We start from the raw sequence: 13137 nt of genomic DNA, 5'->3' as shown, positions 1-13137 counted from the left end.
AAGCAGCCGAAAAAAACGGGCGCTTACGCTCCCGTTTACCCCGACGCTATAACTAATTCAGTGAAGTCACTCAGGCTTTACCGTCGCCATCGGCAATAACGCCTTCAGCCATGCTGCGCTTCCCTTCGCGACAATTACGCTGACTATTTCAGTGCCACTGCACCGTATGCTGCTGACCAGTCGTGATCAAAACGGTTTAACGCATCTTCCACTGCCGGGTCCATCAGGAATAACTCTGCCACAGCAGGATCAACCGTAATGGCTCTACAGCCTGCCAGCATGCACTCCAGCACCTGGCGCGGCGTGCGGAAGCTGGCGGCCAGTACCTGAGTCTCGGGGCAGTGCAGATCGACAAGTTTTTGCAGTTCGCGTACCAGACCAATCCCGTCTCCGCCCTGACTGTCCAGCCGATTCACATAGGGCGCAATATAGCTGGCCCCAGCCAGCGCGGCATAGAATCCCTGTCCTGCACCGTAAACCGCTGTGCCAAGCGTGGGGATATTAAGCGCCCTGAGCTGTTTGATAGCCGAAAGTCCGGCGTGCGTCACCGGCACTTTAACCACCAGTGAAGGGATCGCCTCGCGCAGCTTGTGTGCCTCTTCCACCATCTTTTCGGCATCGCGCCCCAGTACCTGGGCAAACAGCTGGCCTTCCGTGCCGATGGCCTCCTGCAACTCCTGTAGCACCGAATAGATGTCGCGTTTACCACGTGCAACAATACTTGGATTAGTCGTCACGCCTTTAATGGGAAGCACGTTTGCCAGACGACGAACCACGGCCACATCTGCGGTATCTAAATAGAATTCCATTATCACCTCGTACGTGTGCGGCGGAGGGTAAACTCCACCGCTGTGAGTTAGCGAACAATAATGCCCAGAAGGATGCCCAGCGCGCCAAAATCGGAGTCGCTGAAGGTGGTGTTTGCCAGGCCAATACTGCCCAGCACCGGCAGCAGGAAGACTGGCAGGAAGGTGATCAGTAACCCATTGGTGAAGGCACCCAGTATTGCCCCACGGCGACCGCCGGTGGCATTACCGAAGACGCCAGCCGCTGCACCGACGAAGAAGTGTGGCACTACGCCTGGGATAATCACCGTCATGTTCAGGAAGTAGAGAATGAACATGCCGAGCACACCCGCAACAAAGCTGCTGAGGAACCCTACCAGCACCGCGTTAGGCGCATAAGGGAAGACCACCGGGCAGTCCAGCGCCGGTTTGGCATTCGGAACCAGCTTGTCAGAGATCCCCTTAAACGCCGGGACGATTTCAGCGATGACCATCCGCACGCCCTGCAGCACGATATAGACGCCAGCCGCAAAGGTGATCGATTGCATCAGCGAAAACATAAACCAGTTTTTGCCCCCGGCATTCATCTCTTTTACGGCCGCCGGGCCAGCAACCAGACAGGTGAAAATAAAGATAAAGAACATGGTGAAGGCGATGGCTACCGGCGTATCCCGCAGGAACAGCAGGCTTTTAGGCACATCCATATCTTCAGTAGATTTCTCTTTATTGCCGAACTTGCTGCCAATAAAGGCGGAGAGCAGCTGAGATATCGCCGAAAAATGCCCAAACGCCACATCGTCAGATCCGGTCACCTTTTTCATATAAGGGTGGATAATCGCCGGGAAGAACACCATGGAAACCCCAACCACCACGGAACCAACCGCAATCAGCGTGGCGCCTTTCATGCCAGCGGTGGCTAAGATCACCGCCACCATCATCGACATAAACAGCGTATGGTGCCCCGTCAGGAAGATATATTTCCACGGCGTAAAGCGGGCGATGGCAATGTTAATTACCATGGCAAAGAACATGATCATCGCCATTTCAGTGCCAAAGTTCTTTTGCGCTACGGCCACGATAGCTTCGTTGTTCGGCACCACGCCGGCAATGCCGAAAGCGTGATGGAAGATTACCGCAAAATCACCGAGTGACGAGACGATCAGGCTGGCTCCGGCGCCGAGGATCAGGAAGCCCATAATGGTTTTCACCGTGCCTTTGATGCACTCGGTAGCCGGTTTTTTCTGGGCGATTAACCCGATCAGCGCAATCAGACCTACCAGAATGGAAGGTTCTGACAGCACGTCACTCATTAAAAAACGGAAAAATTCCATTTATCAGTCCCTTATAGTGCGCCCAGTTCGGTCAGAGCTGCGGACAAACGCGTTTTCATGTCAGCCTTGTCTACCATGTTTTTCAGCGACACGATTTTACCGTTTACCTGCTGGGCCTGTAGCTGCTCAGCAATATCACTGGTGCCCACGTAGATATCACTGGGGGTGCTTTTCGCCGACCCCAAATCGACGTGATCGACTTCCGCCGCCACGCCCAGATCTTTAACAATACTTTTAATGCTCATTTCCATCATCAGGCTGGTGCCCAGGCCATTTCCACAAACAACGGTGATTTTCATAAAATTTCCTCTGGGATTAATAACGTGAAATTACGGAAAGAATGGTGTTTATCTCTTTTGCTGCCATCAGCGTCGCGGTATCTTCTTCACAATCAAAGAGCGCGGCGAGTTGCGCGATAGCCTCGATATGGCTGTGGCTGTCTGTAGCGGCCAGCACAATCAGTAGTCGCACCGGGTCGTTACCTTCGGAATCAAAATTGACTCCTTCTTCAATCACCGTCAGGCTCAGCGCCAGCCGGTTTACGCCCTCTTCAGGACGAGCGTGCGGCATGGCGATGCCAGGGCCGACAACGTAGTAAGGGCCGATGGCCTCATGGCTGCGGTAGATAGCCTCCAGATACTCCGGCTCAATAGCGCCGTTGGTTAACAGCGGCTCGCAGGCCAGGGCGATCGCCTCGCGCCACCCTTTACAGGTGGGATGGAGACGAATGACATCGGGTGTCAGTAAATCGGTTAGCATTGCGGGGTCACCTCGTTGAATGAGCCTGTGCAGCGTAGCGGTCGGGCTGCGAGAATAATGTGACGGGGATCTTAAAAGATAACGCTAACTGTTAGCGTTATCAGACTCTGTGATCGGGTTATCACAAGTGCGGCTTACGCTTGCTGTTTGACGCGCGGCACAGGCACACTTGTCGGATGAGGTATCGCGACGCGGGCCATGATGAAGTTGGAGAGAAGGAAATGCGCAAACGTCGTACCAGCGGCAGAGTGACGCTGCAGGATATTGCCGACTACGTTGGAGTAGGAACCATGACCGTTTCACGCGTGATGCGCACGCCGGAACTGGTCTCTGACAGCATACGCAGCAAGGTTGAACAGGCTGCGCGCTCGCTGGGCTACACGCCCAATCACGATGCCAGCGCCGTGGTTAACAGTACCCAACGCGTGACGCTACAGGATGTCTCGCGCCATGCTGGCGTAGGCGTAATGACCGTCTCCCGAGCGCTGCGCGATCCTGCGCTGGTGGCTGACAGCTCATTAAAGAAGATCAATGCAGCGATTGAGGCGTTGGGTTACATTCCCAATGCCTCCGCCAGCGCGTTAGCCGCATCCCAGCATAATACAGTAGCGGTGCTCTATCCCTTCCAGCAGGATCGCGCCAGCGTCCGTTTTTTGCAGGCGCTTCAGAACACCGTCAGCAAACAGCAGTTTGAACTGGTGATGGCTTGCCATGAATACCATCAGCATGGTGAAGCCAGGATTGTGCAGAAGCTGTTGCAGAATCGCCCGGCGGCGCTGGTACTGCTTGGCGCACCGCTCTCCAGCCAGACGCTGGCATTCATCGAAGCCGCTGAGCTGGTGACGGTAAACGTCGGCGGCGCAGAAGCCTTTAATGCTGATATCTCTCTCGATCTGGCATTTATGGAAGCCGCAGAGCGGCTGACGCAAAAACTGCTGGCAGCGGGTTACCGAAAGATTGCCTATATTGGTGCGCATACTGATAACCGCCTTCAGAAACAGCAGCTTAACGGCTGGCGCAAAGCCATGCTTGCCCGGTACCAGAATGCCGACCTGATCCGCACCGTGCCGGATGCGCCCAGCCTGCAATTTGGGCGTTACGCCATGAGCGAGCTGCTGCAAAGCCATCCCGATATGGATGCCGTGATCTGCAGCCATGAAGAGATCGCTTTTGGCATTCTGCACGAATGCCAGCGCCGCTTGCTGAAAGTGCCTTATGACCTGGCCGTGGCTTGCCTGGAAGGCTCTGCTGACTGCGATCACACCTTCCCGACGCTGACTGCGATGCATCTGGATTATGCTGCGCTGGGTCAGCAAGTTGGCGAGCGGCTGATGAGCATGCTGGAAGCTACCCAGACAGAGCCGCTGGTTGAGCGCATCAATTACACCCTTGAATGGCGCGCCAGCACCTGAAGGCTTTTTTGCCCGGCCTGCCTGTGAGCCTTAAATCTCTTTGCCCTCTCTGTTAAACCTTCATCCAGCGGCGCTCCAGGGCAGAAATGGCGATGGCTTCCAGCACCTTTGAGACCTGCAACCCTTCGGCAAAATCTGGCCACATGCGATCGCCAGCGGCGATGCCGTTGATCAGGTCACGGATCTCAACGGTTTTCTGGTCGTTAAAGCCAATGCCATGACCCGCCGACACACAGAAACTGGCATAGTCAGGATGAGCCGGGCCAGTGAGGATAGTTTTGAATCCCTGACGCCCGGCAGGATCGTCATGGCTGTAAAGCTCCAGCTCTGCCATCCGCTCCTGGGTATAGCGTAGGGTTCCTTTAGTGCCGGTGACAACATAGGTCAGCCCCATTTTACTGCCGCAGGCGATACGTGAAGTTTCAATCACGCCGTGCGCCCCGTTGGTAAAACGCAGCAGCGCGCTGGCCTGATCTTCGTTTTCCACATCACGCAACCGGGAGGTATCTTCAGGGTCCGGACGCTGCTTTATCACCGTCAGCGTGTCGCCGGATACCTCACTGATATTCCCCACCAGAAAGTGCGCCATATTGACGATATGCGCGCCCAAATCCCCTAATGCGCCCAGTCCGGCCAGCGCCTTCTGGCAGTGCCAGTCGAGCGGCGTGCTGGGGTTTGCCAGATAATCTTCGTTGTGGGTGCCGTAAAAATGCACCACCTCGCCAATTTCTCCGCGGGCGATGATCTCCTTTGCCAGCTGACTGGTGGGATTTTTCATATAGTTAAAGCCCACCAGCGTTTTTACCCCCGCCGCCTCTGCTGCTCGGGTCATCTCTTCGGCATCCGCCACATCCAGCGCCAGCGGCTTTTCGGAATAGACATGCTTACCGTGACGGATCGCCTCCAGCGCCATCTCTTTGTGCAGGAAGTTGGGTGCGCAGATATCCACAACATCAATCTCAGGATCGGCAACCAGTTCACGCCAGTCGCCCGTTGACCGGTTAAACCCCAGCAATGCAGCCTGCTGCTTCGCCACCGCCGGATTCACCTCCGCCACCATTTCCCGCACGATCTCCCCCTTCAGCGAAAAAACTGTAGAAGCCTGTGCGTAAGCAATTGCGTGGCAGCGTCCGATATAGCCGGTGCCAATCAGTCCAATTCTGACCTTTTCCATTGTGGTTCCTTGCAGGTGAGCGAAGCGCGTGCATGGAATGTATATTTCAAAATCAGGGGCGACAATCATGAAATGAAATAAACGTGATCATTCTGACGAAAGTCTCTGTAATCGTTGTCGTCCTCTGCCCCAGCCCTGCGCGGCCTTTCGCAAACAACGGCGTCGATAAACTTGCTCAACCTGAGGAAATTTCAACAAAATGCTGCTTTATTCAGCAGTCAGTAAAAAAGGTGCATTCAGCCTTTGACATCCATCAGCGCTCTGGATATTATGCGCCCCGTTCCAACAATTCCTCTGTAGTTCAGTCGGTAGAACGGCGGACTGTTAATCCGTATGTCACTGGTTCGAGTCCAGTCAGAGGAGCCAAATTAAAGAAAGCTGATATCGCAGGATATCGGCTTTTTTGTTTTTTCATTTCCGCTATCTCTCGCCTCTTTCCGATCCGCACGTTCCCTGCCTGATTAACAGAGAGGCTGGCGATTTGTGGCTGTTAGCGCCCTCGCCGCAATGTTCTCCTTCTGTTCCGTTTTGCGATATATTGAGGGCACTAACGTAAAATTATCTCCTGATAACAGGTAACAACGGCAATGGCTCTGATCCCAAAAAACTACACGCGGCTGGAAAGCGGCTACCGTGAGAAAGCGTTAAAAATCTATCCATGGGTATGTGGGCGCTGTTCGCGGGAGTTTGTTTATTCAAACCTGCGTGAATTAACGGTTCACCATATCGATCACGATCATACCAATAACCCGGAAGATGGCAGTAACTGGGAGTTGTTGTGTCTCTATTGTCATGATCACGAACACTCCAAGTACACTGAAGCTGACCAGTACGGCACATCTGTGGTGGCTGGCGAAGATGCGCAAAATGATATTGATGCAGCCACCTATAACCCTTTTGCCGATTTAAAGTCGATGCTTAATAAAAAGAAATAATCCCAGAGATCCCCGCTTCTGGCTGTGAGTTCAACGGGTCGAAGCAACGCTTTCCTTAAACAAGACTGCGGCGGATATCGGCATCGCTATGGGCGGTGCCGGTACGGATTCTGCGATAGAGACCGCCGACGTGGTGCTGATGTCAGACTGGCTGGAGCAGTTGCCGCACGCCTTTGCCCTCAGCAAACTCACGGCAACCATCATCCGGCAGAATATTATCCTCTCTCTGGCTATTAAGGTCGTGGCGCTGGCGCTGATTTTCCCCGGCTGGCTGACGTTGTGGATGGCCGTGCTCAGCAATACCGGCGCGGCTTTACTGGTTACCCTGAATAGTCTGCGTCTGCTGCGTTTTCTGCGTTGACCTCTTTAGTGACAGTGGCTGGCATAGTCAGGAATGGCTGACCAGGCCAGCCATTCACAGCATGCTTTGAGGTGGCGTAATAAATTTTTCTGGCTATGTTTTTAACGCTCGTTTTTTTATCAACCGCCCGGTATTTTCCGGGCGGGAGTGATAACTGATTAACGGGCAGACAACTAAATTTACCCCACCGGCTCTATCTCAGATTGGCTTTGTAAAAAGCAGTCAGCTTTTCAAAAGGGATCAAATCAGTGCGATCGTACAGGTCAACATGGCCTGCACCCGGCACGATATAGAGCTCTTTCGGTTGGCCTGCTCGTTTATAAGCATCTTCACTGAACTCTTTCGAATGTGCCCGATCGCCAGTAATAAATAACATCGGACGCGGAGAGATGGTTTCAATATCGTTGAACGGATAAAAGTTCATAAACTTCACGTTACTGGTCAGCGTCGGGTGCGTTGTTAATTCAGGCGAGGAACCCTTGGGTGTAAACTCACCGCGTGGCGTACGATAAAAGTCGTAGAACTCTTTCTGAATGGGATGAGAATTTTCATCAATTTTATGTACAGTTCCGCTGGTATATTCCGTTTTGCCGCCGGTGAACTCGACATACCGTTGTTCAGCCGCATCCGCGATAATTTTTTTACGCTGCTCCAGAGTTAAGGAGTGATGAAGTGCGTTACGATTGACCGAGCCCATATCGTACATACTGACAGTGGCAATGGCCTTCATGCGGGGATCGATTTTCGCTGCGCTGATAACGAAACTGCCGCTGCCGCAGATCCCCAGAACACCAATGCGATTTTTATCTGTATCAGATCGCGTGCCAAGGTAATCCACCGCCGCGCTGAAATCCTCAGCATAGATATCCGGCGAGACGGCATTGCGTGGCTGTCCGTCGCTTTCTCCCCAGAAGGACAAATCGATTGCAAGGGTAACAAACCCCTGCTCAGCCAGCTTCTGGGCATAGAGGCTGGCGCTCTGCTCTTTTACTGCTCCCATCGGATGGCCGACGATAATCGCCGGCATTTTTGCCTGCCGATCGCTATTTTCAGGAAGATATAAATTCCCGGTGACATTCATCTGATACTGATTTTTAAACGTTACTTTTTGATGCGTCACCTTATCGCTTTGATAAAAATTATCTGCCCCATTGGTTTTATCGGCTCCTGTAGCAGTGAAGGAAGTCACTATCAGCCCTAATAGCATGGTAAATATTTTCATTTAAATATCCTTATGGTGAGACCTGCGGAAATAACGTATTCAGAAAAATGCGTGCGGCAGCCATACTCCCGTCAGGCGTGATGACTGAGCTCTTTACGGGATGTCAGGAACGCAAGGATGGCAGCCACAACCAGTAAAAGAGCGCTGAGGGTGAAAGCGGTCTGCCAGCCGCTGTGATCGAAAGCCAGCCCACCGGCTGTCGATCCGAGAGCAATAGAAAGTTGAATCACGGCAACCATTAACCCACCGCCTGCTTCAGCATCATCCGGTAGTGTTCGGGTTATCCAGGACCACCAGCCAACCGGCGCGGCGGTGGCGACCAGCCCCCAGAGGACGAGCAGTGGAACAACGGCGCTGAGGTGATGGCCTGTTACGGTCAAAGCAATGACAATGGCGGTCATCAGCAAGGGGATGACGATCAGCGTCGGGTAGAAAGCGCGGCGCAGCACAGAGCTAATCAGCAGCGTACCGATAAAACCGGCAATACCGATAAGAAGTAGAACAAGCGACAGGGTTGATACGCTGACCTGCGTAACGGTTTCAAGGAACGGACGCACATAGGTGAAAAGAGCAAACTGGCCCATAAAAAATAGCCCGCAGGCGGCCATTCCTGCTGCTACCAGTGGATTGCCGAGCAGCCGGAAAACATTCTTAGTTTTTTTCTCCTGCTTCTCAGAAGCCATAGAAGGAAGAGTGATCCACTGCCAGATAAAGGCGATCAGCACGATCGGGGCAAGACAAAGAAAAGCGCCACGCCAGCCCATTACGGAGCCAAGATAGCTGCCGAGCGGCGCAGCAATCACCGTAGCCAGCGCGTTACCGCTGTTAAAAATAGCCAGAGCACGCGGCACCTGATTTTCAGGCACCAGACGGATCGCCGTGGCAGCTGACAATGACCAGAATCCGCCAATCACCACGCCGATAAGCGCCCGGCCAGTCATATAAGTCAGGTAGTCAGGGGCAAGCGCAACCACCACGCCTGAGATGGCCATTAACACTGTCAGTCCCAGCAGCAGTGCCTTGCGGTTCATACTGCCGGAAAGTGCTGATACAGACAGGCTGGTTAATACGGCAAGCGCCCCCGAGATGGCGATGCCCTGACCGGCCAGTCCCTCGCTGACCCCCAGATCGTGAGAAATCGGGCTCAGCAGACTGACTGGCATAAATTCGGACGCAACCAGCGTAAACACACACAGTGTCATTGCCAGCACACCGCCCCAGTGTGCGGCAGGCTGATGGTCCAGAGTATTGTTCACAAGTGAAGACATTACGCTTACCTTTTTCTTAGCCGCCTCTGAATTCAGGCCAGCCGGATGCATGTCTTTATTCCGGTGAATAAAAAACAGAAAGAGTAAAAATTAACGGGAAACCCGGACGGTCGCTTTTCACGGCTCCGGTAAAACTGACTGATGTGAATTCTACAGGCATGGCGTATGCTTAACCGCTAATAGATACTTAATAGCTTTATAAGTAAAATTTATAAATGATGCGGAAAAGTGGTGATGAAGCGTAATTTTAATGACCTGATGGCTTTTATTACGGTGGCGCGCGAGGGAAGCTTTACCCGTGCCGCTGCCCAGCTGGGCGTAACGCAGCCGGCGCTCAGCCAGGCCATTACCGGGCTGGAAAATCGGATGAAAATCCGCCTTCTTACGCGCACCACACGCAGTGTTTCGCTGACCGCTGCCGGAGAGCGATTGTTGCTGGCGATTGGCACCCGCTTTGATGAAATTGAAGCCGAGCTGGATATGCTCACTGAACTTCGCGATAAACCGGCAGGAACGGTGCGTATTACCTGCGGCCCCAGCGTACTCCACACCATTTTGTTGCCAAAACTTGCCCCGCTACTGCGCGACTATCCGGACATCAAACTGGAATTTGATGCTAACCACGGTTTTCGTAATATCGTTGCCGACAGGTTTGATGCCGGAGTCCGTCTGGGAGATACCATCGACAAAGATATGATTGCGGTCTCTATCGGGCCACAGTTGCGTATGGCTGCTGCGGCTTCGCCTGAATATTTTGCTGCTCATGACGTTCCGCTCACCCCAAAAGACCTTGTGCATCACAACTGCATCAATATGCGAATGACCAGTTCGGGCGGGATTTATGTGTGGGAATTCGATAGTAAAGACGGGCCGGTAAACGTGCGCGTTGAGGGCCAGCTGACATTTAATACAACGGCGCATATGACTGATGCCGCCCTTGCCGGGCTGGGAATAGCCTTTTTACCCGAGGAAGAGTTTGGTACGCATATCGCAGAAGGTCGTCTGATCCGCGTTCTGGAAGAGTGGTGCGAACCTTTTCCGGGATATTATCTTTACTATCCCAGCAGGAAACAGTCTTCCCCCGCGTTTTCACTGGTTCTGGATGCGCTTCGGAGATAGAGAGAGGGAGATTAACGCCGCTGAAGGGTTCTGATCTGAGCGTAAGCTACGCTAATTGTCACCGGCAGGCTGAAGCCGCCTGCGGATACGAGCAGAACCGGGGATAAAGATGCCCGGCAGAGGTAAGAGCTGACACATGAACGGGCAGCCCGGCTCCCTGCCTCAGGTATTTATGGCCTCAGTTGGCAGTAAAACCGCCATCAAAGGGTAAGCCAATACCCATCACAAAATTTGCCCCGGCACTACAAAACCAGAGGAAGGCAGCAGCGACTTCGCTGAAGTTGTCGGGGCGGTTTGTGACCTGCGCCGTCCATGGCTTCTTTCCGGGTTTCCATTATGGAAAAGACCACCAGCGTTCACAGGTTTATCGCCCTGATAATTCGGTGAGCAGGCTGTTGTTCCGGCAGCAGAACAGCACTTACCCTACTCTTTCACCTGCGGAGCGGAGGCGCATATTAATCAGCACGTACAGAATCGAGTGCCACCCGCAGGCGTTCTGCAGTATCTTTTTCCCCCTTATCTTCAAAAAGCGGGATAAGCCCGGCGAGCTGAGAATAAGTAAGCCCTGTGTTCATACTTATACTCAGATGGGCTTTCAGCTGAGACTCCACGCCGCTCATGCCTGCCAGCGCGCCTACTGTAGCCAGCTCGCGATTTTTCCAGTCAAGGTTATCCCTGGCAAAGATATCCCCAAACAGATGCACTTTCAGATAGCGATCGATGGCAGGGGCAAAGTCGAAAAGAGGCCCTTTTACAGAGTTGCCAACCAGCGATGTCTGGTTTCGGGTGCCTACAGCAAGCATCTCATCTGGCTCTGGCAGCGGTCGCGGCGGATTGCCTTCGACATCCTCTATTCCCTTCTCTCTGCGGGCATCAACGACTTTCATCAACTCGCCCAGCGCGTTCAGGCTGCGGGGAAAGCCGGCATAAGCGTAAAGCTGGACCAGGACTTCCCGGCAGTCACTGACGGTCAGCCCGGAATCTAAACCCTGCTGAAGGGCAGCGCTGAGTTGAGGCATATCCCCTGTCGCAGCATACATTGCGATAACCGCGATATGCTTTTGCTGCAGGGTCAGGGATTGCGCCTGTTGTTGATTCATAGTTTTATTCCTCTCTACAGAAGGTTCAGAGGTCTCTGCGGCATAGCTGACGGGAGCCGCCAGCGCAGCGCAGAAGAGCAGCGCAGAATTAATGCCTCGCCTCATCTTGTTATCCTTACGATTTTTCAGATGACGCGTACTGCTCGTCGCTTACCTTTTCCATCCAGTCAACAACTTTACCTTCCTGCGCCTCGGCAATAGCGATATGCGACATGCTTGTTTCAGGCGCTGCACCGTGCCAGTGCTTCACGCCTGCGGGTATCCACACAATATCTCCGGGCCGGATTTCGCGTGCGGCTCCGCCCCACTCCTGCACAAGACCCAAACCGGCAGTGACAATCAGCGTCTGGCCGAGCGGATGCGTATGCCAGGCCGTGCGGGCAGAGGGTTCAAAGGTAACGGTTGCCCCGCCTGTGCGTGCAGGTTCAGTACCCTGAAACGGGGAGTCAATACGGACCGTTCCGGTAAAATATTCCGCCGGGCCTTTAACAGAGGGTTTTGCTCCACTTTGCATTACGGTAATCATGGGTGAGTGCTCCTTTGAATAAACAGCTGAAACAGAAAGCGCAAGGGAGATAGCAGCAGCGGCAAGTCTCTTCATACGAACTCCGTTTGTCAGTGTGGTGAAATAAGCCAGGGAGAGGTGTCCTGCCTGTTAATACGACATTCAGTTTAGAACGAAAGGGATTGGTTGATAAGATGGGCAAATATGAATGCGTATGTGCACAGGATGCAACAATGACTTTTGAAAATCTGAACGACCTGCGCGCCTTTCTGATTGTGGCGCGTGAGAGAAATTTTACCCGTGCAGCCGCTCAGCTCGGTATGTCCCGCTCAGGCCTGAGCCACGCCATTACGGCTCTGGAGGCACGGCTTGGCGTCAGGTTACTGACGCGCACAACGCGCAGTGTTTCGCTGACGCAGGCCGGTATGCGTCTGTATAACAGGTTGCAGCCGATGTTAAGTGAGCTGGACAGTGAACTGGCTTCTCTTCGCGCTCTGAGTGAGAAACCTGCAGGAGTTGTACGGATTACCGCGCACGATCATGCCATTGTCTCTGTGCTCTGGCCGCGACTACAGGCCCTGCTGAAGCACTATCCGGAGATTCAGGTTGAGCTGAGCGTTGACTATGCGCTTACGGATATCGTGGCACAACAGTTTGATGCCGGCGTCCGGGTAGGCAATATCGTGGATAAAGATATGATCGCCGTAAGGATCGGGCCTGACTTTCACATGGCGGTGGTCTGCTCGCCGGAATACCTTAACGGAAAAAAACGGCCTGAAATACCCGGTGATTTGACTGCGCATCAGTGTATTAACCTGAGGCTGCCGACACGCGGGGGACTTTACGCGTGGGACTTTGAGAAAGACGGAAAAAAGTTATCTGTGCGTGTGCAGGGACAGACTGTTTTTAACAATACCTATCTTATGCTACAGGCAGCTTTGGACGGCATGGGTTTTGCCTATATTCCGCTGGATCTGGCGCAAAGCTATATTGCATCAGGAGAGTTAATAGCGGTGCTTGAAGAGTGGTGGCCCCATTTTCCGGGCTATCATCTTTATTATGCCAACCGGCGCCAGATGGCTCCGGCACTTTCTGAAGTTATCAGTGCGCTGCGATACCCGCAAAGAGAATCAGAGTGATTACCACATAATTCTCTAAAGGAGAGG

Annotated in this window: 13 protein-coding genes, 1 tRNA gene and 1 pseudogene; 6 read left to right on the top strand and 9 right to left on the bottom strand. The window is 53.3% G+C overall.

The features are described from left to right. Window positions 1–143 precede the first annotated feature (143 nt). The 4 genes from fsa to SD961_RS15525 are packed head-to-tail and all read right to left on the bottom strand — an operon-like array spanning window position 144 to window position 2875. Window positions 144–809: a fructose-6-phosphate aldolase gene (gene fsa, locus SD961_RS15540; RefSeq protein ID WP_318791246.1), complete on the bottom strand. Its 666-nt coding sequence runs from the start codon at window positions 807–809 to the stop codon at window positions 144–146. Between the two features lie 47 nt (window positions 810–856). After that, entirely contained in the window at window positions 857–2116 is a 1260-nt protein-coding gene (locus SD961_RS15535) for a PTS ascorbate transporter subunit IIC (RefSeq protein WP_306211961.1), read from the bottom strand. 11 nt (window positions 2117–2127) lie between these two features. Further along, window positions 2128–2415, bottom strand: a complete 288-nt coding sequence (locus SD961_RS15530) for a PTS sugar transporter subunit IIB (RefSeq protein WP_318791245.1) — start codon at window positions 2413–2415, stop codon at window positions 2128–2130. 16 nt (window positions 2416–2431) lie between these two features. Beyond that, window positions 2432–2875 (bottom strand): PTS sugar transporter subunit IIA, encoded by a 444-nt coding sequence (locus SD961_RS15525; RefSeq protein ID WP_318791244.1) that lies wholly within the window; start codon window positions 2873–2875, stop codon window positions 2432–2434. Between the two features lie 221 nt (window positions 2876–3096). Here SD961_RS15525 and SD961_RS15520 point away from each other — a divergent pair, with 221 nt between their 5' ends. Further along, the gene (locus tag SD961_RS15520) at window positions 3097–4287 is read left to right on the top strand and encodes a LacI family DNA-binding transcriptional regulator (protein WP_318791329.1); all 1191 of its coding nucleotides are present in this window, start codon (window positions 3097–3099) and stop codon (window positions 4285–4287) included. A 52-nt stretch (window positions 4288–4339) separates the two neighbouring features. Here the strand turns inward: SD961_RS15520 and SD961_RS15515 are convergent, their stop codons facing one another. Beyond that, window positions 4340–5461 carry a Gfo/Idh/MocA family oxidoreductase gene (locus tag SD961_RS15515; protein WP_318791243.1) on the bottom strand — a complete coding sequence of 374 codons (1122 nt, stop codon included), beginning with the start codon at window positions 5459–5461 and terminating at the stop codon, window positions 4340–4342. A gap of 290 nt (window positions 5462–5751) precedes the next feature. Between SD961_RS15515 and SD961_RS15510 the strand changes: the two genes are divergently transcribed. The 3 genes and pseudogenes from SD961_RS15510 to SD961_RS15500 all read left to right on the top strand — a co-directional run. Continuing rightward, window positions 5752–5827 (top strand) — tRNA-Asn (locus SD961_RS15510). 221 nt (window positions 5828–6048) lie between these two features. After that, window positions 6049–6396, top strand: coding sequence for an HNH nuclease YajD (gene yajD, locus SD961_RS15505; protein WP_318791242.1), 348 nt, complete (start codon window positions 6049–6051; stop codon window positions 6394–6396). A 67-nt stretch (window positions 6397–6463) separates the two neighbouring features. Beyond that, window positions 6464–6757 (top strand): annotated as a pseudogene (locus tag SD961_RS15500) (heavy metal translocating P-type ATPase); the annotation flags it as partial. 193 nt (window positions 6758–6950) lie between these two features. On the opposite strand, the gene SD961_RS15495 reads toward SD961_RS15500, so the two are convergent. Together SD961_RS15495 and SD961_RS15490 are read right to left on the bottom strand one after the other, a co-directional pair. Beyond that, window positions 6951–7979 (bottom strand): alpha/beta hydrolase, encoded by a 1029-nt coding sequence (locus SD961_RS15495; protein ID WP_318791241.1) that lies wholly within the window; start codon window positions 7977–7979, stop codon window positions 6951–6953. A 71-nt stretch (window positions 7980–8050) separates the two neighbouring features. Further along, on the bottom strand, window positions 8051–9247 hold the full coding sequence (locus SD961_RS15490) for an MFS transporter (RefSeq protein WP_318791240.1): 1197 nt from the start codon (window positions 9245–9247) through the stop codon (window positions 8051–8053). A gap of 234 nt (window positions 9248–9481) precedes the next feature. On the opposite strand from SD961_RS15490, the gene SD961_RS15485 reads away from it, so the two are divergent. After that, on the top strand, window positions 9482–10366 hold the full coding sequence (locus SD961_RS15485; protein WP_318791239.1) for a LysR family transcriptional regulator: 885 nt from the start codon (window positions 9482–9484) through the stop codon (window positions 10364–10366). A gap of 455 nt (window positions 10367–10821) precedes the next feature. Here the strand turns inward: SD961_RS15485 and SD961_RS15480 are convergent, their stop codons facing one another. Then, window positions 10822–11571: a carboxymuconolactone decarboxylase family protein gene (locus SD961_RS15480; protein ID WP_318791238.1), complete on the bottom strand. Its 750-nt coding sequence runs from the start codon at window positions 11569–11571 to the stop codon at window positions 10822–10824. Window positions 11572–11581: 10 nt separating this feature from the next. Beyond that, entirely contained in the window at window positions 11582–11992 is a 411-nt protein-coding gene (locus tag SD961_RS15475; RefSeq protein WP_412916690.1) for a cupin domain-containing protein, read from the bottom strand. 212 nt (window positions 11993–12204) lie between these two features. On the opposite strand from SD961_RS15475, the gene SD961_RS15470 reads away from it, so the two are divergent. Next, window positions 12205–13110 (top strand): LysR family transcriptional regulator, encoded by a 906-nt coding sequence (locus tag SD961_RS15470; RefSeq protein ID WP_318791237.1) that lies wholly within the window; start codon window positions 12205–12207, stop codon window positions 13108–13110. Window positions 13111–13137 lie beyond the last annotated feature (27 nt).

This window comes from Erwinia sp. MMLR14_017, assembly GCF_033657285.1.
Taxonomy (GTDB): domain Bacteria; phylum Pseudomonadota; class Gammaproteobacteria; order Enterobacterales; family Enterobacteriaceae; genus Erwinia.
This window is presented reverse-complemented; position numbering and strand designations above follow the sequence as displayed.

Bases quoted from the DNA above. Each gene is read 5' to 3' on its own strand.
- SD961_RS15495 (WP_318791241.1), bottom strand. From the start codon at position 7,979: ATGAAAATATTTACCATGCTATTAGGGCTGATAGTGACTTCCTTCACT.
- SD961_RS15475 (WP_412916690.1), bottom strand. From the start codon at position 11,992: ATGATTACCGTAATGCAAAGTGGAGCAAAACCCTCTGTTAAAGGCCCG.
- SD961_RS15520 (WP_318791329.1), top strand. From the start codon at position 3,097: ATGCGCAAACGTCGTACCAGCGGCAGAGTGACGCTGCAGGATATTGCC.
- SD961_RS15525 (WP_318791244.1), bottom strand. From the start codon at position 2,875: ATGCTAACCGATTTACTGACACCCGATGTCATTCGTCTCCATCCCACC.
- yajD (WP_318791242.1), top strand. From the start codon at position 6,049: ATGGCTCTGATCCCAAAAAACTACACGCGGCTGGAAAGCGGCTACCGT.
- SD961_RS15470 (WP_318791237.1), top strand. From the start codon at position 12,205: ATGACTTTTGAAAATCTGAACGACCTGCGCGCCTTTCTGATTGTGGCG.
- SD961_RS15535 (WP_306211961.1), bottom strand. From the start codon at position 2,116: ATGGAATTTTTCCGTTTTTTAATGAGTGACGTGCTGTCAGAACCTTCC.
- fsa (WP_318791246.1), bottom strand. From the start codon at position 809: ATGGAATTCTATTTAGATACCGCAGATGTGGCCGTGGTTCGTCGTCTG.
- SD961_RS15515 (WP_318791243.1), bottom strand. From the start codon at position 5,461: ATGGAAAAGGTCAGAATTGGACTGATTGGCACCGGCTATATCGGACGC.
- SD961_RS15485 (WP_318791239.1), top strand. From the start codon at position 9,482: ATGAAGCGTAATTTTAATGACCTGATGGCTTTTATTACGGTGGCGCGC.
- SD961_RS15480 (WP_318791238.1), bottom strand. From the start codon at position 11,571: ATGAGGCGAGGCATTAATTCTGCGCTGCTCTTCTGCGCTGCGCTGGCG.
- SD961_RS15490 (WP_318791240.1), bottom strand. From the start codon at position 9,247: ATGTCTTCACTTGTGAACAATACTCTGGACCATCAGCCTGCCGCACAC.
- SD961_RS15530 (WP_318791245.1), bottom strand. From the start codon at position 2,415: ATGAAAATCACCGTTGTTTGTGGAAATGGCCTGGGCACCAGCCTGATG.